Annotated in this window: 25 protein-coding genes, 1 tRNA gene and 1 riboswitch; of the genes, 8 read left to right on the top strand and 18 right to left on the bottom strand. The window is 68.1% G+C overall.

Annotated features, from left to right (window positions below; genetic code table 11):
• Nucleotides 1-58: 58 nt before the first annotated feature.
• The 4 genes from copM to chpT all read right to left on the bottom strand — a co-directional run bounded on the left by copM (nucleotide 59) and on the right by chpT (nucleotide 2,943).
• On the bottom strand, nucleotides 59-433 hold the full coding sequence (copM, locus tag KHC19_RS21060) for a CopM family metallochaperone (protein WP_213355348.1): 375 nt from the start codon (nucleotides 431-433) through the stop codon (nucleotides 59-61).
• Nucleotides 434-509: 76 nt separating this feature from the next.
• Nucleotides 510-953, bottom strand: a complete 444-nt coding sequence (locus tag KHC19_RS21055) for a hypothetical protein (protein WP_213355347.1) — start codon at nucleotides 951-953, stop codon at nucleotides 510-512.
• 112 nt (nucleotides 954-1,065) lie between these two features.
• Nucleotides 1,066-2,178, bottom strand: coding sequence for a chemotaxis protein CheW (locus KHC19_RS21050; protein WP_213355345.1), 1,113 nt, complete (start codon nucleotides 2,176-2,178; stop codon nucleotides 1,066-1,068).
• Nucleotides 2,179-2,307: 129 nt separating this feature from the next.
• Nucleotides 2,308-2,943 (bottom strand): histidine phosphotransferase ChpT, encoded by a 636-nt coding sequence (gene chpT / locus KHC19_RS21045; protein ID WP_213355344.1) that lies wholly within the window; start codon nucleotides 2,941-2,943, stop codon nucleotides 2,308-2,310.
• Between the two features lie 290 nt (nucleotides 2,944-3,233).
• Between chpT and KHC19_RS21040 the strand changes: the two genes are divergently transcribed.
• Both KHC19_RS21040 and KHC19_RS21035 read left to right on the top strand, forming a co-directional pair.
• Nucleotides 3,234-3,821, top strand: coding sequence for a DUF1134 domain-containing protein (locus tag KHC19_RS21040; protein WP_213355343.1), 588 nt, complete (start codon nucleotides 3,234-3,236; stop codon nucleotides 3,819-3,821).
• 319 nt (nucleotides 3,822-4,140) lie between these two features.
• Nucleotides 4,141-5,409, top strand: a complete 1,269-nt coding sequence (locus tag KHC19_RS21035) for a coiled-coil domain-containing protein (protein ID WP_213355342.1) — start codon at nucleotides 4,141-4,143, stop codon at nucleotides 5,407-5,409.
• A gap of 22 nt (nucleotides 5,410-5,431) precedes the next feature.
• Here the strand turns inward: KHC19_RS21035 and KHC19_RS21030 are convergent, their stop codons facing one another.
• From KHC19_RS21030 to KHC19_RS21005, 6 genes are all read right to left on the bottom strand, one after another.
• Nucleotides 5,432-6,373: a 2-hydroxyacid dehydrogenase gene (locus KHC19_RS21030; RefSeq protein WP_246549311.1), complete on the bottom strand. Its 942-nt coding sequence runs from the start codon at nucleotides 6,371-6,373 to the stop codon at nucleotides 5,432-5,434.
• A gap of 293 nt (nucleotides 6,374-6,666) precedes the next feature.
• The gene (locus tag KHC19_RS21025) at nucleotides 6,667-7,272 is read right to left on the bottom strand and encodes a thiamine phosphate synthase (protein ID WP_213355340.1); all 606 of its coding nucleotides are present in this window, start codon (nucleotides 7,270-7,272) and stop codon (nucleotides 6,667-6,669) included.
• A gap of 66 nt (nucleotides 7,273-7,338) precedes the next feature.
• Nucleotides 7,339-8,148, bottom strand: coding sequence for a thiazole synthase (locus KHC19_RS21020; protein ID WP_213355339.1), 810 nt, complete (start codon nucleotides 8,146-8,148; stop codon nucleotides 7,339-7,341).
• Between the two features lies 1 nt (nucleotide 8,149).
• On the bottom strand, nucleotides 8,150-8,347 hold the full coding sequence (gene thiS / locus KHC19_RS21015; protein WP_213355338.1) for a sulfur carrier protein ThiS: 198 nt from the start codon (nucleotides 8,345-8,347) through the stop codon (nucleotides 8,150-8,152).
• Nucleotides 8,325-9,359 (bottom strand): glycine oxidase ThiO, encoded by a 1,035-nt coding sequence (gene thiO, locus KHC19_RS21010; RefSeq protein WP_213356321.1) that lies wholly within the window; start codon nucleotides 9,357-9,359, stop codon nucleotides 8,325-8,327. Before thiO ends, thiS begins: the two co-directional genes overlap by 23 nt.
• Before the next feature lie 49 nt (nucleotides 9,360-9,408).
• Nucleotides 9,409-9,545, bottom strand: a riboswitch (TPP riboswitch).
• Between the two features lie 50 nt (nucleotides 9,546-9,595).
• The gene (locus tag KHC19_RS21005; RefSeq protein WP_213355336.1) at nucleotides 9,596-11,872 is read right to left on the bottom strand and encodes an MHYT domain-containing protein; all 2,277 of its coding nucleotides are present in this window, start codon (nucleotides 11,870-11,872) and stop codon (nucleotides 9,596-9,598) included.
• Nucleotides 11,873-12,150: 278 nt separating this feature from the next.
• Between KHC19_RS21005 and KHC19_RS21000 the strand changes: the two genes are divergently transcribed.
• The gene (locus tag KHC19_RS21000; protein ID WP_213355335.1) at nucleotides 12,151-12,873 is read left to right on the top strand and encodes a phosphatase PAP2 family protein; all 723 of its coding nucleotides are present in this window, start codon (nucleotides 12,151-12,153) and stop codon (nucleotides 12,871-12,873) included.
• Nucleotides 12,874-12,997: 124 nt separating this feature from the next.
• Nucleotides 12,998-13,207: a hypothetical protein gene (locus KHC19_RS20995; protein WP_213355334.1), complete on the top strand. Its 210-nt coding sequence runs from the start codon at nucleotides 12,998-13,000 to the stop codon at nucleotides 13,205-13,207.
• Between the two features lie 107 nt (nucleotides 13,208-13,314).
• On the opposite strand, the gene KHC19_RS20990 is transcribed toward KHC19_RS20995, so the two are convergent.
• Nucleotides 13,315-13,713, bottom strand: a complete 399-nt coding sequence (locus tag KHC19_RS20990; protein ID WP_213355333.1) for an MAPEG family protein — start codon at nucleotides 13,711-13,713, stop codon at nucleotides 13,315-13,317.
• A gap of 64 nt (nucleotides 13,714-13,777) precedes the next feature.
• Between KHC19_RS20990 and KHC19_RS20985 the strand changes: the two genes are divergently transcribed.
• On the top strand, nucleotides 13,778-14,296 hold the full coding sequence (locus KHC19_RS20985) for an NUDIX hydrolase (RefSeq protein WP_213355332.1): 519 nt from the start codon (nucleotides 13,778-13,780) through the stop codon (nucleotides 14,294-14,296).
• Between the two features lie 12 nt (nucleotides 14,297-14,308).
• On the opposite strand, the gene KHC19_RS20980 is transcribed toward KHC19_RS20985, so the two are convergent.
• Both KHC19_RS20980 and KHC19_RS20975 read right to left on the bottom strand, forming a co-directional pair.
• On the bottom strand, nucleotides 14,309-14,716 hold the full coding sequence (locus tag KHC19_RS20980) for a DUF1236 domain-containing protein (RefSeq protein ID WP_213355331.1): 408 nt from the start codon (nucleotides 14,714-14,716) through the stop codon (nucleotides 14,309-14,311).
• 128 nt (nucleotides 14,717-14,844) lie between these two features.
• Complete coding sequence (locus KHC19_RS20975) at nucleotides 14,845-16,242, bottom strand: multidrug effflux MFS transporter (protein WP_246549309.1); 1,398 nt, start codon at nucleotides 16,240-16,242, stop codon at nucleotides 14,845-14,847.
• Nucleotides 16,243-16,353: 111 nt separating this feature from the next.
• Between KHC19_RS20975 and KHC19_RS20970 the strand changes: the two genes are divergently transcribed.
• Nucleotides 16,354-16,860 (top strand): hypothetical protein, encoded by a 507-nt coding sequence (locus KHC19_RS20970; RefSeq protein WP_213355330.1) that lies wholly within the window; start codon nucleotides 16,354-16,356, stop codon nucleotides 16,858-16,860.
• A gap of 43 nt (nucleotides 16,861-16,903) precedes the next feature.
• Here the strand turns inward: KHC19_RS20970 and KHC19_RS20965 are convergent, their stop codons facing one another.
• The 4 genes from KHC19_RS20965 to KHC19_RS20950 form a co-directional block, all read right to left on the bottom strand.
• Complete coding sequence (locus tag KHC19_RS20965) at nucleotides 16,904-18,316, bottom strand: TRAP transporter large permease (protein ID WP_213355329.1); 1,413 nt, start codon at nucleotides 18,314-18,316, stop codon at nucleotides 16,904-16,906.
• 60 nt (nucleotides 18,317-18,376) lie between these two features.
• The gene (locus KHC19_RS20960) at nucleotides 18,377-18,916 is read right to left on the bottom strand and encodes a TRAP transporter small permease subunit (RefSeq protein WP_213355328.1); all 540 of its coding nucleotides are present in this window, start codon (nucleotides 18,914-18,916) and stop codon (nucleotides 18,377-18,379) included.
• Between the two features lie 294 nt (nucleotides 18,917-19,210).
• A tRNA-Glu gene (locus tag KHC19_RS20955) sits at nucleotides 19,211-19,286 on the bottom strand.
• A 114-nt stretch (nucleotides 19,287-19,400) separates the two neighbouring features.
• Complete coding sequence (locus KHC19_RS20950; RefSeq protein ID WP_213355327.1) at nucleotides 19,401-19,739, bottom strand: hypothetical protein; 339 nt, start codon at nucleotides 19,737-19,739, stop codon at nucleotides 19,401-19,403.
• Here KHC19_RS20950 and KHC19_RS20945 point away from each other — a divergent pair.
• A complete protein-coding gene (locus KHC19_RS20945) occupies nucleotides 19,738-20,790 on the top strand; it encodes an RluA family pseudouridine synthase (RefSeq protein ID WP_213355326.1) in 1,053 nt (350 codons plus the stop codon). The two genes, KHC19_RS20950 and KHC19_RS20945, sit on opposite strands and share 2 nt — an antisense overlap.
• A gap of 148 nt (nucleotides 20,791-20,938) precedes the next feature.
• The gene (gene rpoH, locus KHC19_RS20940) at nucleotides 20,939-21,847 is read left to right on the top strand and encodes an RNA polymerase sigma factor RpoH (RefSeq protein WP_213355325.1); all 909 of its coding nucleotides are present in this window, start codon (nucleotides 20,939-20,941) and stop codon (nucleotides 21,845-21,847) included.
• Between the two features lie 49 nt (nucleotides 21,848-21,896).
• Here the strand turns inward: rpoH and KHC19_RS20935 are convergent, their stop codons facing one another.
• Entirely contained in the window at nucleotides 21,897-22,289 is a 393-nt protein-coding gene (locus KHC19_RS20935; RefSeq protein WP_378295558.1) for a CBS domain-containing protein, read from the bottom strand.
• Between the last annotated feature and the right edge of the window lie 273 nt (nucleotides 22,290-22,562).

The following is a 22,562-nucleotide window of genomic DNA, read 5'->3' as shown; positions in this document are numbered from 1 at the left end:
GCACGTCCGGCGGAGCCTGCCGGCCCCGCCGTTCGTGCCGTCGCTCAGGCCGCCGGCGTCACTTGGCCTTCCTGGCCAGCCAGGCCTTGAGGAAGGCGATCTCGCTTTCCTGCGCCTTGATGATCTCCTCGGCCAGCTTGCGCAGTTCCGGGTCCTTTCCGTATTGCAGCTCGATACGGGCCATGTCGATGGCGCCCTGGTGATGCGGGATCATGCCGCGCGCGAAGTCGACATCGGCGTCCCCCGTCATCGGCATGCCCATGTCCTTGTGCATGCGGGCATTGGCCTCCTCGAAGGCCTTCGAGGAGGGGCCGGCGCCGCCGCTGCCCATATGCGCGCTGTGGTCCATTCCCGGCATGGACTGCGCGAAGGCCGGCGCGGCGAAAAGCAGAAGGCCGGCGGCGAGAAAGCCGCCCGTGAGGGTCGTTTTCATGACGTAAGCTCCTGAATGGGGATCGAGACGCGCCCCGGCATGCGGCCGGAAGGCGCGATGAAGGTTCGATCGGCGTTCAGGTGGTTCGTGGCGGCGGATCCGGCCGCGCGAGGCCGGTGCCGAAAAGCGGCGCCGCCGGCCGGGCTTTCGGCGCGGCGCTCACCGCCAGCGGCGTCGCGAGCAGGGCGGCGTCCAGCGGCGGCACCATCAGGCAGGTGAGCACGCAGCACAGATGCGAGAGGGCGCCATTGCCGTCGGCGCTCCCCTCATGCGCCATTTTCGCCGGCATGCCGGCGTCCACGCGCGCCATGGTCCCGTCGCCCGCATGGCCGAGCGCCGCCTCCGCCCGTGCCGCGGCGCTCTCATGGCAGGGCATGGCGCCGGCCGGCGCCTCCCCGGCGACGGGGGCCGCCAGACGCACCGCCATGGCGGACGCGGCGGTGACCGGTCCGGCAAGGGTGAAGGCGAGCGCGAACAGCGCCGCGATCAGTCTGGCAAAGGCAAGCCGGCGCGAGGCCACGATGATGAAGTCCCGGATTCCACGTTCCGTTTCGACGGGAGGAGACTAGCGCATGTCGCGCCGGAGCCGAATGACGTCTGCGTCAGAACGGCGAGATCGCAACGGCGCGCCGTCAGGAGGCGTGGCGCGGTCCCCAGCCCAGCCCGGTGGCGATCAGCCGCGCCGTGTCGCCCGGCGGCAGATGGCCGGCGAAGCCTTCCAGCCGGCCCGGCCGCCCGGTCAGGGCGAGGCACAGCGCCGCCGAGGGCGCCGCGCCGGCCGGCACGCCATAGGCGTCGACATCGTAGATCACCACGTCGAAGCGGCCGGCGGCGAGTTCCAGCGCCCGCGGATGATCGGCCAGCGAGACGTGATGGCCGAGCGCCCGCACCAGAGTCTGCATCTGCGTCCGGGCAGGGCCGTCGCGCATCACCAGCAGCACCCGCGCCACGGCGCGGTCGGCCGCGGTCCGGCCGGGCTCCAGCAGCGGGTAGCTCTGGCCGTCGGCGATAAGCCGCCGCTTCAGGCCGGCGCTCTCCACCCGGCCTTCCGGCGCCAGGCCGAGAATGGCCTCCACCGGCACCGGCGTGCCCTCGCGCCCGAGGCGCAGCAGATAGGAACGCCCGGCGATCTCGCCCGGGCAGCGTATGGCCTTGAGGCAGGCGACGCTCACCGCCTCCGGCGCATGGCCGGGCCGGCGCACCACGAGATGGGCTTCCGGCGCCGCCGGGGCGGCCTTGCGGCCGAACACGCCGATGGTCATGTCGAGCATCGCCGCCTGCCGCCCGTCGCCGAGGCGGGCGACGCCGCCGATCATCTCGGCACAGGGCGCGAAACGGCTGCGCCAGTCGTCGGGCATCAGCTGGATCTCGGCGCGGGCCTCCACCGGCTCGTCGTCGATCAGCGCCGTCGCCCGCACCTTGCCCTCGGTGCCGAACAGCACCAGCGCCCCGCGTGCGGGCGCCTGGGTCTCGGCGAGGCCCAGCCGGGTGGACAGGCGGATCAGCGGCAGGCCGGAGGCGCCGAGCGTGCCCTTGCCGGCCATGCGGGCAAGCTGCTCGAAACGCTCGCGCCCGAGCGGCATCACATTGACCACCCGCGCCGACGGCAGGGCGAAGCGCATGCCGCCGAGCCGGAACACCAGCACGCCGACCGTGGTTTCCACGCGCGCCGGGGACGGACCTTGGACGCCGACGGCGACGCGGGCGGAAAGGGCTTGCGGGGCGAGGGATTCGATCGGCGACATCTCGGAACCGGCCATTCTCACGCAAAGGGAGCAATTCCCTTTCGGGGTACCGTCGAGTGTGCGCCGATCAATGTTAACGGGTTCTGAAGATCGCTGCCCGTGGGGCAGGCGGTGGAAAGCGGCGGAAACTCAGGCCGCCGCGGCCTCGATCAGCACCACCTCGCCGTCCATGGAGAAGGCGATCGTCACCCCCACCTCGCGGGCGAGCAGCCCGGTATAGTGCGGCTGGATGGCATGGGCGTCGATCTGCCCGTCCTCGCTCACCTGGCCGGCGAGCAGGGTGGGCAGATGCGCGGGGATGCGGGCATGGCTGCCCTCGGTGCGCAGCCGGAAGCCGTCGCCCTCGCCGCTGACCGCGATGCGGCCGCCGCGCGGAATGGTCGAGCCGGCGACGAGCAGCAGGTTGAGCAGCAGCTTCACCCGGTTCTTCGGCAGCAGCGCCCGCGGCACCTGCCAGTCGAGGCTGGTGCGGTCGTCGACGATGAAGCCGCGCGCCACGTTCTCGGCGTCGCCGGTGTCGATCTGCGCCCCCGCCGAGCCGGCCGCCCCGAAGGCGAGACGGGCGAATTGCAGCCGGGCGGAGGCCTGGCGCGCGCTCTTGGCGATCAGCTCCAGCGCGAACTGCTTCATCGAGGGGTCGTCCTCGTCCTCCAGCACCTCCAGCCCGTTGACGATGGCGCCGACCGGGCTGATCACGTCGTGGCACACGCGCGAGCACAAAAGGGCGGCAAGGTCGAGCTTGTCGAGGTCGATGGCGGTCGTCATCGCGGCTCCGTCACGGCAAGGCGAAAGGACTGGTCCTCCGCGAATCGCGCGAGGCACGGCGCGGGCGGACAGGAAGGGGTGATACACCGCACCCGCCGCCGCGCCAACCGGGGCGGGTGCGGTCGGGCAGCAACGACCGGGATCTGCGGGCTGCCTTCCTAACGCCCATCTGCGTGTTAATGATAAGTTGGGATTCGCCGTCCACCGTCTCCCGCGAGCCGCACGATCCACACGCACGTCAGATCCCACGCACGTCAGAACGTCAGCCCGTCCCCAATGTGAGACCGCCCATGCCGACCTTGCGCGCCCTTCTCGCCTGCCTCTCGCTCCTGGTGCTGCCCGCCCTCGCCTCTCCGGCGGCGGCGCAATACCAGCAGCAGCCGCAACAGGGCGGAAACACCTATTCGGCCGACGAACTGGTCTCGCGCGGCCACGGCTTCTTCGGCGAGGTCTCGCGCGGCCTCGCCCTCTCCATCGAGAAGGCCGTCGGCCAGTGGGGCCAGCCCAATGGCTACATACTCGGCCAGGAAGGCGGCGGCGCCTTCGTCGGCGGCCTGCGCTACGGCGAGGGCACGCTCTACACCCGCAACGCCGGCGACATGAAGGTGTTCTGGCAGGGCCCCTCGCTCGGCTGGGACTTCGGCGGCGACGGCGCCCGCACCATGATCCTGGTGTACAACCTCAATTCCATCAACGACATCTTCCGCCGCTTCGGCGGCATTTCCGGCTCGGCCTATTTCGTCGCCGGCTTCGGCATGACCGCGCTGGCCAGCGACAACATGGTGGTGGTGCCGATCCGCTCCGGCGTCGGCGTGCGCCTCGGCGCCAATATCGGCTATCTGAAGTTCACCCCCAACGCGACCTGGAACCCGTTCTGACCCCTCCGCCGGGGATCGGCGGCCGCCCGCCGCCGGAACGCCGGAGATGTGAAGGCGAGGCGAAAGCCGGAAGGTTTCGCCTGCGGCCATTCGCGCCTACACTGGCGGCGACCCGATCCTTCGGTGCCGCCTCCGGCGCCACGGGATCCCCGCTTGCGCCGGCCGCCGGCGTCCCGGCCGGGGAAGCGTTCCGAGGTCGACGGGCCGGCATGCGGCCCGGCGGGGAGGAACGTGCAACGGTCTTTCAACGCTTGCGCGACATGCTCTAGTGTCGGTGCAGGGGGCACAACGGGTGCAGCGTAATGAATGAGGTCGCCGCATGATCGAAGCGGTCATGTACGCCGCCATCGGCTTCCTGACGGCGACCCTGCTCGCCCTGCTGATCCTGCCGGCCGTGTGGCGGCGGGCGGTGCGGCTGACGCGCCGGCGGGTCGAGAATGCCATCCCCGTCACCCTCGCCGAGATCCAGGCCGACAAGGACCAGCTGCGCGCCGTCCACGCCGTCGAGCTGCGCCGCCTGGAACGCGAGGTCGACGCGCTCTATGCCCGCACCGCCGAGCAGTGGGAGCGCCGCGTCGCGCAGGAGGGCGAGCTGCTCGCCCGCTCCACCGCGCTCACCGACATCGGCGCCCGCTTCGAGGACATCCGGGCCCGCCATGACGCGCTGGCCGCGCAGGCCGAGCGGCTCGCCGCCGAGCTGGCCGGGCGCGAGGGCGAGCTGGACGCGGCACGCGGCGAGCTCGAGACCACCCGAACCGCCCTCGCCGCCACCCGCCGGACGCTGGACGAGACCGTGACCCGCGCCAACGGGCTGGAAGTGGAGAACGCCGCGCTGACCACCCTGCGCGAGACGCTGAAGGGGCGCGTCGAGGATCTCGACCGCCATCTCGCCACCACCTCCGCCCATCTCGCCGAGGACCGCGTGCGGCTGCGCGACAGCGAGGAAGGCCTCGCCGCCGAGCGCACCCGTTCCGCCGGGCTCGCCACCCGCCTCGCGGCGCTGCAGGCCGAGGCCGAGGCCGCCGCCGCGCGTGCCGAGGTTCTGGCCACCGAGCTTTCGGCGCTGCAGATCGAGGCCGGCCGGCTGTCGGAACGCACCCGCGCCGCCGAAGCCCGCCGCGACGAGGCGACCGCCGAGGCCGAGCGCGTCACCACCGCCGCGCGGACGGCGCAGGCCGAGGCCGAGGCCGAGGCGCGGCAGGCGAACGACCTCGCGCGCATGCTGCGCGCCGAGATGGACATGCTGGAAGCCGCCCTCGCCAAGGCGCGGGCGGAACGCGGCGAATTGCAGGCCCGCCTCGATGCCGAGCAGCCGACCCTGCAGCCCGGAGCCGGCGAGGACCTTCCCGGCGATGCCGCGGCGCTCAGGGCGCGCATCGCCGAGATCGGCGCCGAGGTCGCCGCCATGGTGGCGGTGCTGGAAGGCCCCGGCTCGCCGATCGAGGCGATCCTGGCGGCCAATCCGCCGGCCGAGGGCACGCCCCTGCTCGCGGACCGCATCCGCGCCCTGCTGCAGCAGGCGCACCAGGACGCCCGGCAGGCGCCCCCGGTTTCGCTGGTGCCGGCGGAGCGGGCGGTGGCGGAATAGCCGGCGGCCCGCCGCCCGCTCGTCACGCCACCGGCGTCAGCACCGCCTGCCCGGCGAAATGCGCCCGGAGATTGTCGATGACGAGGCCGAGCGGCGCCTTCGCCGCTTCCGGCGCGCGGCCGGCCATATGCGGCGTCAGCACGACATTGCCGAGCTCGGTCAGCTCCCGCGGCACGTCGGGCTCGCCTTCCACCACGTCGAGGGCGGCGCCCGCCAGCCGTCCTTGCTGCAGCGCCGCGATCAGCGCCCGCGTATCCACCACGCTGCCGCGCGAGATGTTGACCAGGAAACCCTCCGGCCCCAGCGCGGCGAGCACCGCCTCGTCGACCAGATGCCGGGTCGCCGCCCCGCCGGGCGTCGCCACCACCAGGAAATCCGCCCAGGCGGCGAGCGCCGCGGCGGAAGGCAGATGAAGCCAGCCCGTCCCCTCGCGGGGCGTGCGGCTGTGATAGGCGACCGGCATGCCGAAGCCGCCGGCGCCGCGCCGGGCGATCGCCGCGCCGATGGTGCCGAGGCCGAGAATGCCGAGCTTCTTGCCGGAGATCATCGGGCGCAGCTGGCGCGCGCCCTCCCAGTCGCCGCGCCGCACCGCCGCGTCGGCGCCCACCACGCCCCGCGCCACCGCCATCAGCAGCATCATCGCGTGATCGGCGACGCAGGCGGCGTTGGTGCCGGGGCCATGGGTCACGACGATGCCGCGCGCCCGCGCCGCCGCGAGATCGATCCCCTCATGGCCGGCGCCCAGCGCGCAGATGATCTCGAGGCCCGGCAGCGCGGCGATGTCCTCGGCGCCGAGGCCGGTGGAGCCATTGGTGAGCACGGCGCGCACGGCGCGCGCGCCGCTCCCGCCGATCGCACCGGCCCGCCCGCCCGCCTCCGCCGCGATCACCTCGAAGCCGGCCTCCTCGAGGCGGGATCTCGCCTCGGGGGCAAGCGCGATGACGGCAAGGAGGGGGATCGGCATGGCGGAACCTGGGAGAAGAGGCGGAGGCGGCAGGCCGCATCCTCGCATCGCACACCGGCCGCGCGCCACGCCAAATTTCCCGCCCACCGCGCACGCCGGCCGGGCTCTCCTTCGCGGTCTCGCCACGGTCTCCTGCCGGAAGGCGCGCGGGATGACGGATGCCGGCTAAGGCGCCCTCGTCCCGGTGCGGGCGCCCGATCCGGCCGGGAGGACGTCAGCGGCGCACGTCGTCGCCGTGCCGGCACGGTCATCGCGGGGGAATGTCCTGCGGCGGCGGCCCGACGAGCGAACCCTCACACGAATTCGCGCGTCAGTTCCACATAGGCCCGGGCGCGGGCCTCCGGGTGCTCGTTGAGCAGCACGTCCGTCACCACCGAGATGGTGTCGGCGCCGGCATCGAGCACGCCGCGGGCGCGGTCGAGATTGATGCCGCCGATCCCCACCAGCGGCAGGTCGCCGACCAGCTTCTTCCAGCCCCGCACCCGGTCGAGCCCCTGCGGCGCCCATTTCATCGCCTTGAGGATGGTCGGGTAGACCGGGCCGAGCGCCACATAGTCCGGCTTCACCGCCAGCGCGGTGTCGAGCTCGGCCTCGTCATGGGTGCTCACCCCGAGCCTGAGCCCGGCACGGCGGATCGCCGGCAGGTCCGCCTCGACGAGGTCCTCCTGGCCGAGATGGATGAAATCGCAGCCGAGATCGATGGCGAGACGCCAGTAGTCGTTGACGACCAGCTGCGCGCCATAGCGCTCGCACGCCGTCTTGGCCTCGGCGATCTCGCGCCGCAGCTCGTCCTCTTCCATGTCCTTGGCGCGCAGTTGCACCAGCTTCACGCCCTGCGGCAGCAGGCGCGGCAGCCAGCTGGCGCGATCGACGATGAGGTAGAAGGGATCGAGCTTCATTTGGCGTCTTTCTTGTTGGTCATGTGGCCGGCCGGGCGAGCGCGGCGCGGGCGCCCGGCCCGCAGCCTAGCCGAAATGCGCCTGCCCCATCACCGGGGTCGACGGCGCGGCCATATCGCGCGTCTCCATCGGGTCGGCGCGGAAGCCCTCGCGCCCGGCCTCGATGGCCAGCGCGAAGGCGCGGGCCATCTTCACCGGGTCGCCGGCCTTGGCGACGGCGGTGTTGAGCAGCACCGCGTCATAGCCGAGCTCCATCGCCGCCGCCGCATGCGAGGGCACGCCGACGCCGGCATCGACCACCAGCGGCACGCGCGGGAAATGCGCCCGCATGGAGCGCAGGCCGTAGGGATTGTTCAGCCCCCGCCCCGAGCCGATCGGCGCCCCCCAGGGCATCAGCACCTCGCAGCCGGCGGACAGCAGCTTGTCGGCGACGATCAGGTCCTCGGTGGTGTAGGGGAACACCTGGAAGCCGTCGCGGGTGAGGATCTTCGCCGCCTCGACGAGGCCGAACACGTCCGGCTGCAGCGTGTCGTCCTCGCCGATCACCTCGAGCTTGATCCAGGGGGTGTCGAACAATTCGCGCGCCATCTCGGCGGTGGTCACCGCCTCCTTCACCGTCTTGCAGCCGGCGGTGTTGGGCAGCACCTTCACGCCGAGGTCGCGGATCAGCTGCCAGAAGCTCTGGCCGGACCTCGCCACCCCGGATTCGCGGCGCAGCGACACGGTGACGATCTCCGCCGCCGAGGCACGGATCGCCTCCGCGAGGATGGCCGGCGAGGGGTATTGCGCGGTGCCGAGCAGCAGCCGCGACGTCACCCGGGTGCCGTAGAATTCCACCGGATCGGCGGTGGCGGTGGTCGATGTCATGGCGTCCATCTCAGCCTCCCTGCATGGGCGCGAGGATTTCCACCCGGTCGCCCTCGGCGATCGGGGTGTCGTTTCGCTTGGCCTTGCGCACCATCGCCCCGTTCAGGGCGGTGGCGACGATCGCCTCGGCATAGCCGAGTTCGCCAAGAAGCTCGGAGAGAGTGGCGGCGCGGATCTCCGCCGCCTCACCATTCACGACGATCTTCATCCATCACCTCCGGGAAATGCGTCCCGTCGAAAGCCAGTTCCGCCGCGCGGCGCGCCAGCGCCGGCGCCAGCAGGAAGCCGTGGCGGTAAAATCCGTTCACGCGGATCGTGCGGCCGTGCCGGCGGATGCGCGGCAGGTTATCGGGGAAAGCGGGACGCACATCGGCGCCGATCTCCACCACCTCCGCCTCGCCGAAAGCCGGGTGCAGCGCATAGGCGGCCGACAGCAGCTCCAGCAGCGCCCGCCCGGTCACCCGGCCGCGCTCGTCATTCTCGACCGAGGTCGCCCCGATCATGAAGTGCCCGTCGCCGCGCGGCACGATGTAGACGGGGATGCGGGGGTGCAGCATGCGCACCGGCCGCTTCAGCGAGATCTCGGTGGAGTACAGCACCAGCATCTCGCCCTTCACTCCCCGCAGGTCGGGGAGCACGTCGCGGGCGGCGAGGCCGCGGCAGTCGAGCACCACATCGGCCTCATCGTCCAATGCGGCGGAGGCGTCGGCCGCATCGTACACCTCACTGGCCACGTCGGACTGATAGCGGAAGGTAACGCCATACTCGTTCACCAGCCGCCCGGTGAGCGCGGCCAGCGCCTTGCGCGGTTCGAGATGCGCCTCGGTCGGGAAGAACAACCCCTGCCCGAAACGGCCGTCGAGATCCGGCTCCAGCTCCCCGAGCCGGGCGCCGTCGATCCAGTCAAAGCCCTCGGTGCGGCGGGAAAAACGTTTGAGATCAGGTAGATCGCGCGCCTGCGCCAGCACGAGGCTGCCCTCGGCGGGAACGTTCGGCACTTCGCGACGCCAGTAATCGAGCGATTCGAAGCCCAGCTCGGCGACCAGCGGCTCGGCGCTCTCGCGCTCGCACCACGGCGCCAACATGCCGCCGGCATACCAGGAACACCCCTGCCCCGAGCCATTTTTTCGTTCGATCACAGTGACTTGCGCCCCGCGCTGCGCGAAGGCGTGGGCGCAGGTCAGCCCGGCGACGCCCGCGCCGATAATGGTCACGCGCATCGTGTTGGCGGCCCCGGCCGTCGCCGCCTTGTCATGATCGAGGATGATCGGATCGCCCATGCAGCCTCCCTCCGCCAGTCCGAACTGGATCAGGTTCAAAGGGTCGCCATGCCGCAAGACCTTCTGGGGAAAGGATTTGCGCCGATGGCCTCTCAGCCTCCTGACGAGGCTCCCCCGGATGCCGTTGATATAATCATTCGTCGGCGCGCTGTCACGGTGCGGTCGACAATATTCCCTCACCCGTGCCGCGAGGATAAGGACACCACATTGTCGGTAGCCCCCTGCAGCACCTCGCGCAGCTCGCGGTCGAGCACGTCCTGGCCGAACGGCTTGGCGAGCCGGCGGAAATGCGCATCCGCCCCGTTGGGCAGCTCGGCGTAGCCCGTGCCCAGAATGACGGGAAGTGACGGGAAACGCTCGCTTATCGCCTCCGCCAGCTGCAGGCCGGTCATTCCCGGCATCGCCTGGTCGGTCAGCACCACGTCGAAAGGCTCGCCGCCCTCGAGCGTCGCCAGCGCCTCCTTGGCCGACCCGGCCTCGGCCACCTGATAGCCGAGATCCTCGATCATCGCCGCGGTCGCGGAGAGCACGAGAGGATCGTCATCCACCACCAGCACGCGTTGCAGGCCGGCCGCACGCTGGGGGACGGGAAGCACGGAAGGCGCCGTTGCCACGGCACGCGCATCGGCAGCGATGGGCAGATAGATCGACGCCGCCGTCCCCTTGCCCGGCTGGCTGGTAAGGGCCAGCCTTCCGCCGGACTGCGCCGCCAGACCATGCACCATGGCGAGGCCCAGCCCCGTTCCCTTTCCGACCCCTTTGGTGGTGAAGAAGGGCTCCGTCGCGCGTGCCAGCGTCGCCTCGTCCATGCCGACGCCGTCATCGGCGACAGTCAGGCAGAAGAAGCTGGCCTCATCGGCCTCCCCCGCGACCTCCGCCCTCGCCTCGCGGGCACTGATCACGACGGTGCCGCCCTCCGGCATCGCATCCCGGGCGTTGACCACGAGATTGAGCAGCGCCAGTTCCAGCTGGTTGGCATCGACCATCGCTTTCGGCAGGCCGAGCGGAAAGCGCGTCTCGACATTGATGGCCGGACCGATCGAACGGCGCAGCAGATCGGCCATGCTGAGCACCAGTTCCGGCACGTCGATGGGTTCGGGCTTCAGATCCTGCCGTCGGGCGAAGGCCAGCATGCGCTGGGTAAGCGCCGCGCCGCGCTGGGCCGCCTGCATGGTGTTTTCCAGCAAGGTGCGCAGGCGCTCGTCATTCTGGGCCCGCCGGCGGGCAAGCTCGAGATTGCCGACGATCACCGCCAGCAAATTATTGAAGTCATGGGCGATCCCGCCGGTCAGCTGTCCCACCGCCTCCAGCTTCTGCGCCTGGCGGAGCGCCGATTCGGTGCGCCGGCGCTCGGTGACGTCCACGAGGCCGCATACCGTCTTGGTCAGATGCCCCTCGGCATCGCGCTCGGCCACGGCCGACAGGATGCAATCGATATGGCGCCCGTCCTTGGCCACCATCGTGTATTCCGCCTCGTGCAGCTCGCCGGCGCTCAGCAGGCGCGGCCAATGCTCCTCGTTGCGGCGGCGCGCGGAATCGGGCGTCATGAAATCGGTGAGCAGCCGCCCCATGACCTCCTCCTCGCGATAGCCGAGGAGCTCGAGCCAGCTATGGCTCACCTGCTGGATGCGGCCGTCCGCCCCCAGCGAATGCAACGGCAGCGGCGTGTGGCGATAGAGGAGGCGGAATCTCTCCTCGCTGTCGCGGACCATTGCCGCGGCGCGGTCCGCCAGCACTCCCGAGCGGCGGTCATACATGACGGCGAGGATGGCGGAGAACAGGATCACCAGGGTCGAGGCCGTGACGGCCGTCACGAGCTGACCCGACCCCACCACGGTTCCATCCGCCGGTGCCGCTATCGAGGCGTCAGGCCGCACCGAGAAGCCGGCCATGGCGAGATAGTGCATGCCGGAGATGCCGATGCCCAGCGCCACGGCGGCCGCCAGCCGCTGCGGGGTGGAGTGACGGCGAAAAGCCTGCCAGAGCGCGGCGGTAGAGGCGACGATGGCCACGAGGATCGCCACGGCCAGGTAAAGCGGCTCGTAGCCCGCATGCGCCTGCATGCGCATCGCCGCCATGCCGGTATAGTGCATGCCGACGATGCCGAGCCCCATTATCAGACCGCTCGCAAGTACCGTCCACACACCGCCCTGAAGGCTGGCGACGTGGAACGCCACGCCCGTCGCGATCAGGGCCACGAGGAAGGAAGCCAGCGTCTGCAACGTGTCGTAAGCGATGGGAAGCGGCAGGCGGATCGCCATCATGCCGATGAAATGCATGGACCAGATGCCGCCGCCAAGCACGGCGGCGGCGGCCCATAGCCACCACTTCCGCGCCGCGCCGACGGCCGGCGGAATGCGGGTAGCCAGATCGAGTGCGGTATAGGAAGCCGCTATCGCGATGAAGACCGACAAGCCCATCAACGCGACGTCATGCCCCTCGATGCCAAGCATCTCCACGTCCACCGACCCCTACACCGTACGCAACCTCTCGACCGGCGTATTCCCGGCATGAAACCGCACCGGCCGCATCCTCTTTGCCGCCGACGCCTCCACCCCTCAGCTCAGATAGCCGAGCAGCCACAGGATCAGGATGATCGGAAGGGGAATGCCGATAAGCCAGAGCAGACCGCCTTTGAGCATAATCTTCTCCCGTGACGAATGTGACGAAGAAACATCCGGGCGATGCTTCGGTTCCCTTCCGACGAAAAATCCTTCATCCTGAGAACGATATGCCCATTCCCCCGACCGACCCGCCCTCGCGACGGACCGCCAGCCCGGTCGAGATCAGCGGCCTTCTCGTCCTCGCGCTGGCCGCCGCCAGCCTGCTGCTGTTCGTGCTGGTGGCCGATGGTGTCCGCGAGGGAGCCACCCTCGCCTTCGACGAGGCGGTGCTGCGGTCGTTGCGCCGGGCCGGAAATCCTGCCTCGCCGATCGGCCCGGCATGGCTGGAAATCGCCGTGCGCGACTTTACCAGCCTCGGCAGCACCGCCGTCCTCGCCACCGTCACGCTGCTGACGGCCGGCTATCTCGCCTTCGACGGCAAGCGGGCCGCGGCCCTGTTCGTCGTCCTGGCGACCGGCGGCGGCATGTTGCTGAGCTTTGCGCTCAAGATCGGCTTCGACCGCCCGCGCCCCGACGTCGTCGACCGCCTCGTCGATGTTCACACGCTGAGTTTTCCCAGCGGCCATGCCATGGGGGCGGCCGTGACCTATCTGACGCTGGGCGTGCTGATCGTGCGCACGGAAAGCAAGCGGCGCCTGAAGGTCTATGTGCTCGCGGTGGCCTTGCTCCTGACGCTGACGATCGGGCTCAGCCGGATCTATCTCGGGGTCCACTGGCCGACGGACGTCCTTGCCGGCTGGTGCGCCGGCAGCGCCTGGGCGCTGCTGTGCTGGCTCGTCGCCAGCTGGCTGCAGCGACGCGGACAGATCGAACCGGCAGATCCGAACTGAAACAAAGCGGCTGAAGCAAAGCCGGCTGAAGCAAAGCTCTTGGCGGGGGCTCCGCCACGCGCCTATGCTGTCCCCACGGGCCATCAGAGCCTTGCGAGGAACCGCCAGTCAAAGGAGGAAGCCCATGCCATCGAGCACGCCTGCCGGTCACCTGATACCCGAGATGGGGGTTATCGAGACGACCCAGTCCGACAACATCCTGCGGTGGGACGGCGAGGAACTCTATGTCGAGCAGGACATCTATCACAACGGCCAGCTCGTCCATCGCAAATACAAGCGGCGGGTGACGCGCAACGTCGCACAGGCACTGGCAGCAATGCTGCACCAGCACTGAGCGTTGCGAGCCGGCTTGCCGCCGGAAATGCTGGAGAGGTCCGCCAGACCAGACGCCGACCTCTCCACGCCTGCCGATCCGCATATGCCGACGCAGGCGGCGTGACTTCACACCGGCCGCAGAATGGCGAACAGGATCAATGCCAGCCCGATGATGCCGACAAGCCAGACGATGGAGCGCAGATAGGGCACGCCGACGCCATAGAGCGGCACATAGGCGATGCGGGCCAGGAAATACAGCCAGACGCCCCAGAAGGTCTCGGTGCCGTTCCGGCCCGCGACGTGAGCGATCAGCACGGCTGCCGCAAAGAGCGGCAAGGTTTCGAAAAGATTGGCCTGGGCACGCCGCAAGCGGCCGGCAAGTACACCCTCCGGCGGTGCGGGTCTATCGCGCGCGCCGGCGTTGTAGTCGAGGCCCGTTTCCCCGGTCCTGACCATGGCCGCGGCGAATATCTGTCCAAGCGCAACGACAAGTGTCCAACCCAGCAGCGTGAGCTCGGTCGTCATGGAGCCTCGCAAATCACCGAAACAAAGGATCGAATATTTTCGAAAGTTGATTACATATTGCGTCATGGACAAGGTCAAACAACGCAAGAGGCGCGCGGCCCACGGACATCCGCTACAGCAGGTCGCGGCACTCGCCTATCGCTGGTCGGAGGCGGGCCGTCTTGAGATACTCGTGCTTTCCTCGCGCGAAACCAGCCGTCCCGTCATTCCGAAGGGATGGCCGATCCGGGACCGGAAGGATTGGAAATCCGCAGAGATAGAGGCCCGGCAGGAAGCGGGGCTGGTCGGGCGGATTGCACGCAAGCGTATTGGCCAGTATCGCTACTGGAAACGCATCGACCGGCAATTCGTGCTGGTGCAGGTCTCCGTCTATCCGCTCGAAGTGACGCGCCAGCTCGAAGACTGGCCCGAGCGCAACCAGCGCATGCTAGCCTGGCTTTCCCCGGAGGACGCCGCCTTGCTGGTTGACGAAACCGATCTCGGCACCCTGATCCTCGAATTCGCGGGCGACCTGAGACGGCGCGAGGAGCCGAGGACCGGCTTCCGCGCCGAAGCGGGAAAGCCGGTCGACGCAGCGGGCTGATGCCCGGCAGAGTTACTCGATGATCTGAACCACGCGGTGCGTGCGCGGATCCACCAGCACTGTCTGATCGTTCACCACGGTGTATCGGTATTCCGTTACGCCATATTCCGGCGGCACCTCATAATAGCGAACGCCATCGGCGGGCAGTTCCGCGCCGACCACGACGTCCTCCTGATAGCCGTAGGAGGGGATGCGCTCCTCGACGACATAGTGATGGAAACGGGTCCGGTGATCCTCGGCGATGCCGCCGACCACGGCCCCGGCCACACCGCCTACCACGGCACCGACCGGCCCGCCGACGATCGCGCCGCCAACGGCGCCCGATGTCGCTCCAGCGGCAACTCCCGCGCCTTGCTGTGCATTCGCCGCAAGAGGGGCCGCCACCAGAAATGCAGATGCAATAATGGCATGACGTATCATGATATACTCCTGTTACCCAGCGCCCATTGCGAACGCGGATACAACGCGAGATTTCGCCAGCCGTTCCATAAATTTGGCATCGGCGACGAATTCACTTTGCGTCACGGAATATTACATGATCGTCTGCGCTATTTTCTTACCACCTCTCCACCGAAGTGTGCGGAGGAACCGAACAACCGGCCATGTTCGGCGAAAAGCACGAAACCGAGCGCAGCGACGCCGAAGGCGGCAAAACCGACCGTGAGGGGCAAGGTCGTCCCGTCGAACATCTGGCCGAGACTCGAACCGATGACCGCTCCACCGATGGTGGTGGTGAAGCCCAGCAGCGACGATGCCGTCCCCGCCACGTGACCGACCGGTTCCATGGCCATGGCGTTGAAGTTCGACACCACCAGACCGAAGAAGAACATCGTGACCGCCTGCAACAGCGAGAACAGCAGCAGCGTTTCGTAGCCGAGCACCACCAGAATCGCGTGAATGCAGGTGACGGCAAGGTAGCCGAGCAGCGCCGCATGCGAGACGCGCCGCATGCCGAGGCGCTCGACGATGCGGGCGTTGAGGAACGAGGACATCGCCATGAAGAGCGCAATGCCGGCGAAGATGACCGTAAACAGGCCGGCGGCATCGAAGACGACGGAGAAGACCTGCTGGGCGCTGGTAATGAAGGCGAACAGGCCACTCATGATCATCGTCATGGCGAACATGTAGCCCATGCTGATCCGGCTTCGCAGCACCAGCCCGAACGCATAGGAAATCCCGCGATAGGAGATCGGGATGCGGTCGTCCGGGTGCAGGGTTTCCGGCAGGCGCAGCAGGATCCAGGTGATCAGCACCGAGCCGAAGATCAGCAGCATGCCGAAGATCGCGCGCCACGGCGCGACCAGCACGATGAGCTGGCCGATCGACGGGGCGATCACCGGCACCGCGAGAAACACGATGAAGGACAGCGACATCACCCGCGCCATCTGCCGGCCGGAATAGCAATCGCGCACGATGGCCACCGCCAGGATACGGGTCGCCGCGGCACCGATGCCCTGCAGGGCACGGGCCATCATCATCACCTCGAACGAGCCTGCGAACGCCGCCCCCAGCGAAGCCAGCGTGTAGATGACCATGCCGACCAGCAGCACGCTGCGGCGACCGAAGCGGTCGGCGAGCGGACCATAGACGATCTGCGCCGCTCCGAAGCCGAGCAGGTAGCTGGTGATGATGAGCTGGGTGTGGTTGGCCGTATCGATATTGAGGGCGCGCCCGATCTCGGGCAGCGACGGCAGCATCGAATCGATGGCGATGGCGTTGGTGGCCATCATCATGGCGATCAGGCCGACAAACTGCCTGAACCCCATGCCGGGATGGGGATTATCCGGCGTGGGAAGCGCAGAGTTCATGCTCGGGATATCCAGAAATGCGGCAGGCGCGAGGGCCCGCCTTATCGCGCAATCGCGCCGGCGGCACAATTGAGCGGAAGGAGGAGGGAACAAACGCGCAAACGCCCCGACCCGCTGTGTCGAGGCGTCACCGCTCATGCCGATAGTGAGGAATGGACGACTAGCAGGTCGTATTTATGACAGATAACATGATTGTGCAATCGCCGTAGCCCGGCGCGGGCCGGCCGGCGATCGAGGGGGAGCACCATCATGTTCGATCCGACGAGCTGGGTCGGTTTTCATACATGGCTGAGCCTGATCGGCATCGCCAGCGGTTTTCTCGTCCTTGCCGATCTCATCGCCGGCCGCGACCGGCCATGGGTGGTGGGCGTGTTTCTCGCCTCGGCCTTCGCGACCAGCGCCACCGGCTTCGGCTTTCCCTTCGCCGGCGTGCTGCCGTCCCATATCGTCGGTGGCATCGCCTTGCTGATCCTGGCGGCGACGATTCCGGCGCGCTACCTGTCGGCGTCGAAGGGACATGCCGGCAGCGGCCGTTCCCACCGGATCTATGCCGTGGGAGCGGTCGCCAGCCTCTATCTTCTGGTGTTCGTGGCTGTCGCCCAGGCTTTCGCCAAGATCCCGGCGCTGCAGGCGATGGCGCCGACCCAATCCGAGCCGCCCTTTGCCATCGTCCAGGGCGTGGTGCTGCTGATCTTCGGGCTGCTCGGCGTGGCCGCGGTCCGCGGCAGGATGCACAGCCCCAGGGCCGCCGCCTGACAAATGGGACGCGCCGGCCGCATCCACGGCCGGCGCCGGGCCGTCAGAACTTCGGCGGCGTCATGTCGAGCGACGGTGCATCGAAGGGCTGGATGTTCAGCTCGATGGTCGACGGATCGACTCCCGGGCCGGCATCGATCCAGTAGGTCACCGATTCCGGCCACATGATCACCACGACCACCAGGATCAGCTGCATCAGCAGCCACGGAATCGCGCCCCAATAGATCTGCGAGGTGCGGATCGACGGCGGTGCGATGCCGCGCAGGTAGAACAGCGCGAAACCGAACGGCGGATGCATGAAGGCGGTCTGCATGTTCACGCACAGCAGGACGCCGAACCAGATGAGATTGATGTCCAGCTTCACCGCCACCGGCACCAGCAGCGGGATGATGATGAACGCGATCTCGAAGAAATCGAGGAAGAACGCGATGAAGAAGACGAACATGTTCACGAACAGCAGGAAGCCGACGCGGCCGCCCGGCAATTGCGAGAGCAGGTGTTCGATCCAGCGCGAGCCATCCATTCCCTGGAACACGAGGCTGAACACGGTGGCTCCGATGAGGATGAACACCACCATCGCCGTGAGCCGCATGGTCGAGGCCATCGCCTGACGCACCAGGTTCCAGGTCAATCGCCGATGCAGGGCGGCGAGCACGATCGCGCCTACCGCACCCATGGCGCCGGCTTCGGTCGGCGTCGCAAGGCCCAATGCCAGCGTGCCGAGCACCAGCGCGATCAGCACGACGGAGGGGACCATGCCCCACAATACCTGCCTGATCAGCGGCCAGCCGCCTTCCCCGATCGCCTCCGGCGGCAGCGGCGGCATGTGCTGCGGCTTGATCAGCGACAGCACGAACACATAGACGAGGAACAGCAGCACCTGCAGGATCGAGGGCCCGATGGCGCCGAGATACATGTCGCCCACCGGCTTGCCGAGCTGCTCGGCGAGCACGATCAGCACCAGCGAGGGCGGGATGAGCTGGGTGATGGTGCCCGAGGCGGCGATGACGCCGGTGGCGAGCTTCTGGTCGTAGCCGTAGCGCATCATTACCGGCAGCGAGATCACGCCCATGGCGATCACCGAGGCCGCGACGGTGCCGGTAATGGCGCCGAGGATGGCGCCCACCACGATCACCGCATAGGCAAGGCCGCCCGGGACCCGCCCGAACAGCTTGCCGGTGCCCTCGAGCAGGTCCTCGGCGAGCCCGCAGCGCTCCAGTATCGCCCCCATGAAGGTGAAGAACGGGATCGCCAGCAGCAGGTCGTTGGAGATGATGCCGTAGAAGCGCAGCGGCAACGCCTGCAGGAAGCTGGGATGGAAATGATCGGTCAATATGCCGAGCGTGCCGAAGAACAGGCCCACCGCCACCAGCGAGAAGGCGACGGGAAAGCCGGCCAGCATGAAGCAGATCATGCCGCCGAACATCAGCGGGGGCATCACGCCATGGGAGAACATGTCGAGCTCACTCGTGACGAGGAAGGAGAGAGGCGGCGGGCATGCGCGGCGGGCGCCGCATCACTGCAGCGGTTTCTCGTAGTGGGTCTCGACGGTGATGTCGCCGTGCAGGGCCGCGGCGCGCTTGATCAACTCCGACAGGCCCTGAAGGGTCAGGAGAAAAAAGCCCAGCGGTAGCAGAAGTTTGGCGGGCCACAGCATCAGGCCGCCGGCATTCTGCGAGACCTCGTCGGAGACATAGGCCTGCCAGAAGAACGGAAAGCTCAGCCAGGTGAGATAGATGCCCGCCGGGATGAGGATGAAGACGAAGCCGATGGCGTCGACCCACAGCCGCCCCCGATCGGACAGCATCATGTAGACGAGATCGACGCGCACATGCTCGTTCAGCTTCAGCGTGTAGGACGCCCCGAGCAGCACGACCGCCCCGAAGAGATACCACTGGATCTCGAGGAGACCATTGGTGCTGTAGCTGAAAAGATAGCGCACGGTCGCATTGCCGGCGCTGATCAGGCAGGCGAAGAGCACGCAATAATCGGCGATACGGCCGAAACGCTCATTGATCCAGTCAATAGCGCGGCTCAAGGCGAGAAGCCCATTCATCGCGACGTTTCCCCTCATTATCGGCAGCGTTTCTGGTTATTCCGTTGCTTCCGCCGATTATAGCCAAGCATGCAAGCTAGACGATCGTCTCAGGCAGGCTCCTGCGTGGCCGGTTGCGATCGAAAGTGCCCGTCTTTCGCCCGCAATACGGCCATCGGCAGATGGCCGAACCGGCGGGCAAAAAGCAAGCTGCATCCTTGCGCAGCGCATCAAAACCGCAGACGCCCTTGCGTAAGGGCGAGGATCGGGAGGGAAATATTCTGAAGAAAGGCGCTCAGTCGCCGACTGGCGCTTTGGCGCTCCCAACCGGAATCGAACCGGTGTTTTCGCCGTGAGAGGGCGACGTCCTAGACCGCTAGACGATGGGAGCTGCGCGGCAGGCGCGTCTCATAAGGGGAAAGCGGACGCATAGCAATAGGAGCGATCGAAGATTTCCGCAGCCTGTCCACACATGCAGGCAGGGCAGCCGGCAAGGCCGCCGGGCTCACGGCTCGTGCGCATAGCTCACCACGCCGCGCGGCGCCCGCGTCTCGAGGTCGAACAGCCGGGTCTCGACCGTTCCCTGGCGGTTCAGCGTCACCGCGAGCAAGCCGTCGGAGACGGCACTGGACAGGACCTGCGCCCCCTGCGGCAGCAAAATTGTGCCCGTGAGCTCCTTCGGCGCGCTTTTCCAGCCGACCATGACCCTGTATCCGATGGCCCCGAACAGGGCGAGGAAGCCGAAGCCCATCAATATGCCGGAGAAGGCTGCGAAGCCGCGCAGCTTGCGCAGCACGCGCTCCTGCTGGGGATTGAGCTTGTCGTCTGTATCGGGAGAAGTCATGCGCACACCGCCGGACGAGCCGCTGGAGGATTTCGAGGAGGCCGACGACGCCGCGGCCGAGGGCACGCGCCTCGATATCATCGCCACGGCCGAGGATGAAGGCCTGCGTCTCGATCGCGTGCTGGTCCGCCATCTCCCCGATATGAGCCGCACCCGGCTGCAGGCCCTGCTGGCCGAGGGCCGCCTCCTCCGCGACGGCCGGGCCGTCACCTCGGGATCCGCCCGTGTGCCGGCCGGCGCCCGCTTCGTCCTCACATTGCCGCCTCCCGAGCCGGCCGAGCCGATGGCACAGGCGATCCCGCTCGCCATCGTCTATGAGGACGACGATCTCATCGTGATCGACAAGCCGGCCGGCATGGTGGTGCACCCCGCGCCGGGAAACCCGGATGGCACTCTGGTCAACGCGCTCCTATATCATTGCGGTGACACTCTCTCCGGCATTGGCGGCGTGCGTCGCCCGGGCATCGTCCACCGGCTCGACAAGGAGACCTCCGGCCTCCTCGTCGTCGCCAAGAACGACCGCACGCACCGCGCCCTCGCCGAGCAATTCGCCGACCATGGCCGCACCGGACCGCTGGAACGGCTCTATGTCGCCTTTGCCTGGGGCGTGCCCGAAGCGCTGCGCGGCACGGTGGACGCTCCCCTCGCCCGCCATCCCATCTCGCGCGAGCGCATCGCGGTCCGCCCCGGCGGGCGCTTCGCCATCACCCATTGGGAGCGCACCGCGATCTATGGCGATGCCGACGGCCGGCCAGTGGCGAGCCGCATCGAATGCCAGCTGGAAACCGGTCGGACCCACCAGATCCGCGTGCATCTGGGACATATCGGCCATCCCTTGCTCGGCGATGCGCTCTATGGGCAGGGCTTCCGCACCAAGGCCGCCCGCCTCACGGCCCCGGCCCGTGCCGCGCTGGATTCCCTGTCCGGCCAGGCACTTCACGCCGCCAGGCTCGGCTTTGCCCACCCTGCCACCGGCAAGGTGATGCGGTTCGAAAGCCCGCTTCGACCCGATCTCGCCCGGCTCGAAGCCGCCTTGGCCGCGGCCGGCTGAGCCTGCCGGTTCAAGCCATCGTGACCGGTTTTCATGATGCCATTGCGCAAAACCGACACGTTGCTGCTATGCTAGTTTTTCGGCCGGCGACATGCGGCCGAGCATTCTGGTCGCCCGAAGGGGACCAAAACGAAAGGAGGGCGCTGCCATGGCCCGTTCCGCAATGACGATCCCGTCGGCCGAAGGCGGCCTTGGCCAGTATCTGGCCGAGATCCGCAAGTTCCCGATGCTGGAGCCGCAGGAAGAATACATGCTCGCCAAACGCTGGCGCGAGCACAACGATCCCAACGCCGCCCAGAAGCTCGTGACCAGCCATCTTCGCCTCGTGGCGAAGATTGCCATGGGCTATCGCGGCTATGGCCTGCCGATCTCCGAGGTGATCTCGGAGGGCAATGTCGGCCTCATGCAGGCGGTGAAGCGGTTCGAGCCCGACAAGGGCTTCCGCCTCGCCACCTATGCCATGTGGTGGATCAAGGCCTCGATCCAGGAATATATCCTGCGCTCCTGGAGCCTGGTGAAGATGGGCACGACAGCGGCCCAGAAGAAGCTTTTCTTCAATCTCCGCAAGGCGAAGAGCCAGATCTCCGCGCTCGAGGAGGGCGATCTCCGCCCCGACCAGGTCGCGCAGATCGCCACCAAGCTCGGCGTCACCGAGCAGGACGTCGTGGAGATGAACCGTCGCCTCGGCGGCGATTCCTCGCTCAACGCTCCGCTGCGCGGTGATGTCGAGGGCGGCGGCGAATGGCAGGACTGGCTCGCCGACGATCGCGAAGACCAGGAGACGCTGCTGGCGGAGACCGAGGAATTCGACAACCGCCGCAATGCGTTGAGCGGCGCCCTCTCGGTGCTCAACGATCGCGAGCGTCGCATCTTCGAGGCGCGCCGCCTCGCCGAGGACCCGATGACGCTGGAGGATCTCGCCGCCGAGTTCGGCGTCTCCCGCGAGCGCGTGCGGCAGATCGAGGTCCGTGCCTTCGAGAAGGTGCAGAAGGCGGTCATCGACCGCGTCAACAAGATGGAGGCGCCGGAGGCCCGCGAGGTCGCTCCGGCGCATTGAGGCGGGTTCCGGCGTCCCGGCAGGCCGTCGGAACCGCCTCCGCGCGGCGTCAGGCCTGCAGGTGCAGCGGCCCCGGAACCGGGCGCTGGGCGCCCGTGGAAGCAGCGGCTTCCGCAGCTTTTCTAACGTCATAGGAAAGCACGTCGCGGATGGAGAGCACCCCGACGAGCTGGTGATTTTCCAGCACCGGCAGATGACGGACATGGTGGGTGTCCATCAGCGCGCGGACGTGATCGACGCTGTCATCCATCTGGCAGGAAATCATGTTGCGCGACATGAGGTCGGCCACCGGCGCCCTGAGGGCGGCGGCGCCGCGTTCGGCGATGGCGCGCACCACGTCGCGCTCGGAGAAGATGCCGACGACGGTGTCGCCTTCCGAGCCGCAGGCGTCCTTCACCACCACCGCGCCGATGTGCTCGCGGTTGAGCAAAGTCGCTGCCATTTCAACGCTTTCGTTCATCCGCACGCTGGGGACGCGGGCGGGTTTCAATTGCATGAGATCTGCGACGAGCATGGCGTTCCCTTCCCTGTCGGTGCCTGCACGACCTTCCCGATCTTATTCTTTTGTCTAATTCTGGTATACGATACACCTGCCGTCAACCAGAAGTCGCCACCTCCCTCCCCACTGTCCGATGGGGTGTCCGATGGGTGCGGCTTCGGGGCGTTTTGTCCGATGGGTGCGGGGTGGGTGCGCAAACGCCGAGGGCGCCCTTCC

This window comes from Ancylobacter oerskovii (assembly GCF_018390555.1).
In the GTDB taxonomy this organism is placed as follows: domain Bacteria; phylum Pseudomonadota; class Alphaproteobacteria; order Rhizobiales; family Xanthobacteraceae; genus Ancylobacter; species Ancylobacter oerskovii.
Note: the sequence above shows the minus strand (reverse complement) of the source record. Positions and strands in the feature narration are given on the sequence as shown.

Excerpts from the sequence above, each read along its gene's own strand:
- KHC19_RS21005 (WP_213355336.1), bottom strand. The coding sequence starts at position 11,872 with ATGCTTGGCATCGAGGGGCATGACGTCGCGTTGATGGGCTTGTCGGTC.
- rpoH (WP_213355325.1), top strand. The coding sequence starts at position 20,939 with ATGGCCCGTTCCGCAATGACGATCCCGTCGGCCGAAGGCGGCCTTGGC.
- KHC19_RS20980 (WP_213355331.1), bottom strand. The coding sequence starts at position 14,716 with ATGATACGTCATGCCATTATTGCATCTGCATTTCTGGTGGCGGCCCCT.
- KHC19_RS20970 (WP_213355330.1), top strand. The coding sequence starts at position 16,354 with ATGTTCGATCCGACGAGCTGGGTCGGTTTTCATACATGGCTGAGCCTG.
- KHC19_RS21050 (WP_213355345.1), bottom strand. The coding sequence starts at position 2,178 with ATGTCGCCGATCGAATCCCTCGCCCCGCAAGCCCTTTCCGCCCGCGTC.
- KHC19_RS20935 (WP_378295558.1), bottom strand. The coding sequence starts at position 22,289 with ATGGCAGCGACTTTGCTCAACCGCGAGCACATCGGCGCGGTGGTGGTG.
- KHC19_RS20950 (WP_213355327.1), bottom strand. The coding sequence starts at position 19,739 with ATGACTTCTCCCGATACAGACGACAAGCTCAATCCCCAGCAGGAGCGC.
- KHC19_RS21000 (WP_213355335.1), top strand. The coding sequence starts at position 12,151 with ATGCCCATTCCCCCGACCGACCCGCCCTCGCGACGGACCGCCAGCCCG.
- chpT (WP_213355344.1), bottom strand. The coding sequence starts at position 2,943 with ATGACGACCGCCATCGACCTCGACAAGCTCGACCTTGCCGCCCTTTTG.
- thiO (WP_213356321.1), bottom strand. The coding sequence starts at position 9,359 with ATGCGCGTGACCATTATCGGCGCGGGCGTCGCCGGGCTGACCTGCGCC.
- KHC19_RS21035 (WP_213355342.1), top strand. The coding sequence starts at position 4,141 with ATGATCGAAGCGGTCATGTACGCCGCCATCGGCTTCCTGACGGCGACC.
- thiS (WP_213355338.1), bottom strand. The coding sequence starts at position 8,347 with ATGAAGATCGTCGTGAATGGTGAGGCGGCGGAGATCCGCGCCGCCACT.
- KHC19_RS20995 (WP_213355334.1), top strand. The coding sequence starts at position 12,998 with ATGCCATCGAGCACGCCTGCCGGTCACCTGATACCCGAGATGGGGGTT.
- KHC19_RS21030 (WP_246549311.1), bottom strand. The coding sequence starts at position 6,373 with ATGCCGATCCCCCTCCTTGCCGTCATCGCGCTTGCCCCCGAGGCGAGA.
- KHC19_RS21025 (WP_213355340.1), bottom strand. The coding sequence starts at position 7,272 with ATGAAGCTCGATCCCTTCTACCTCATCGTCGATCGCGCCAGCTGGCTG.
- KHC19_RS20960 (WP_213355328.1), bottom strand. The coding sequence starts at position 18,916 with ATGAATGGGCTTCTCGCCTTGAGCCGCGCTATTGACTGGATCAATGAG.
- KHC19_RS20975 (WP_246549309.1), bottom strand. The coding sequence starts at position 16,242 with ATGAGCGGTGACGCCTCGACACAGCGGGTCGGGGCGTTTGCGCGTTTG.
- KHC19_RS20985 (WP_213355332.1), top strand. The coding sequence starts at position 13,778 with ATGGACAAGGTCAAACAACGCAAGAGGCGCGCGGCCCACGGACATCCG.
- KHC19_RS21040 (WP_213355343.1), top strand. The coding sequence starts at position 3,234 with ATGCCGACCTTGCGCGCCCTTCTCGCCTGCCTCTCGCTCCTGGTGCTG.
- KHC19_RS20965 (WP_213355329.1), bottom strand. The coding sequence starts at position 18,316 with ATGTTCTCCCATGGCGTGATGCCCCCGCTGATGTTCGGCGGCATGATC.
- KHC19_RS21020 (WP_213355339.1), bottom strand. The coding sequence starts at position 8,148 with ATGGACGCCATGACATCGACCACCGCCACCGCCGATCCGGTGGAATTC.
- copM (WP_213355348.1), bottom strand. The coding sequence starts at position 433 with ATGAAAACGACCCTCACGGGCGGCTTTCTCGCCGCCGGCCTTCTGCTT.
- KHC19_RS20945 (WP_213355326.1), top strand. The coding sequence starts at position 19,738 with ATGCGCACACCGCCGGACGAGCCGCTGGAGGATTTCGAGGAGGCCGAC.
- KHC19_RS20990 (WP_213355333.1), bottom strand. The coding sequence starts at position 13,713 with ATGACGACCGAGCTCACGCTGCTGGGTTGGACACTTGTCGTTGCGCTT.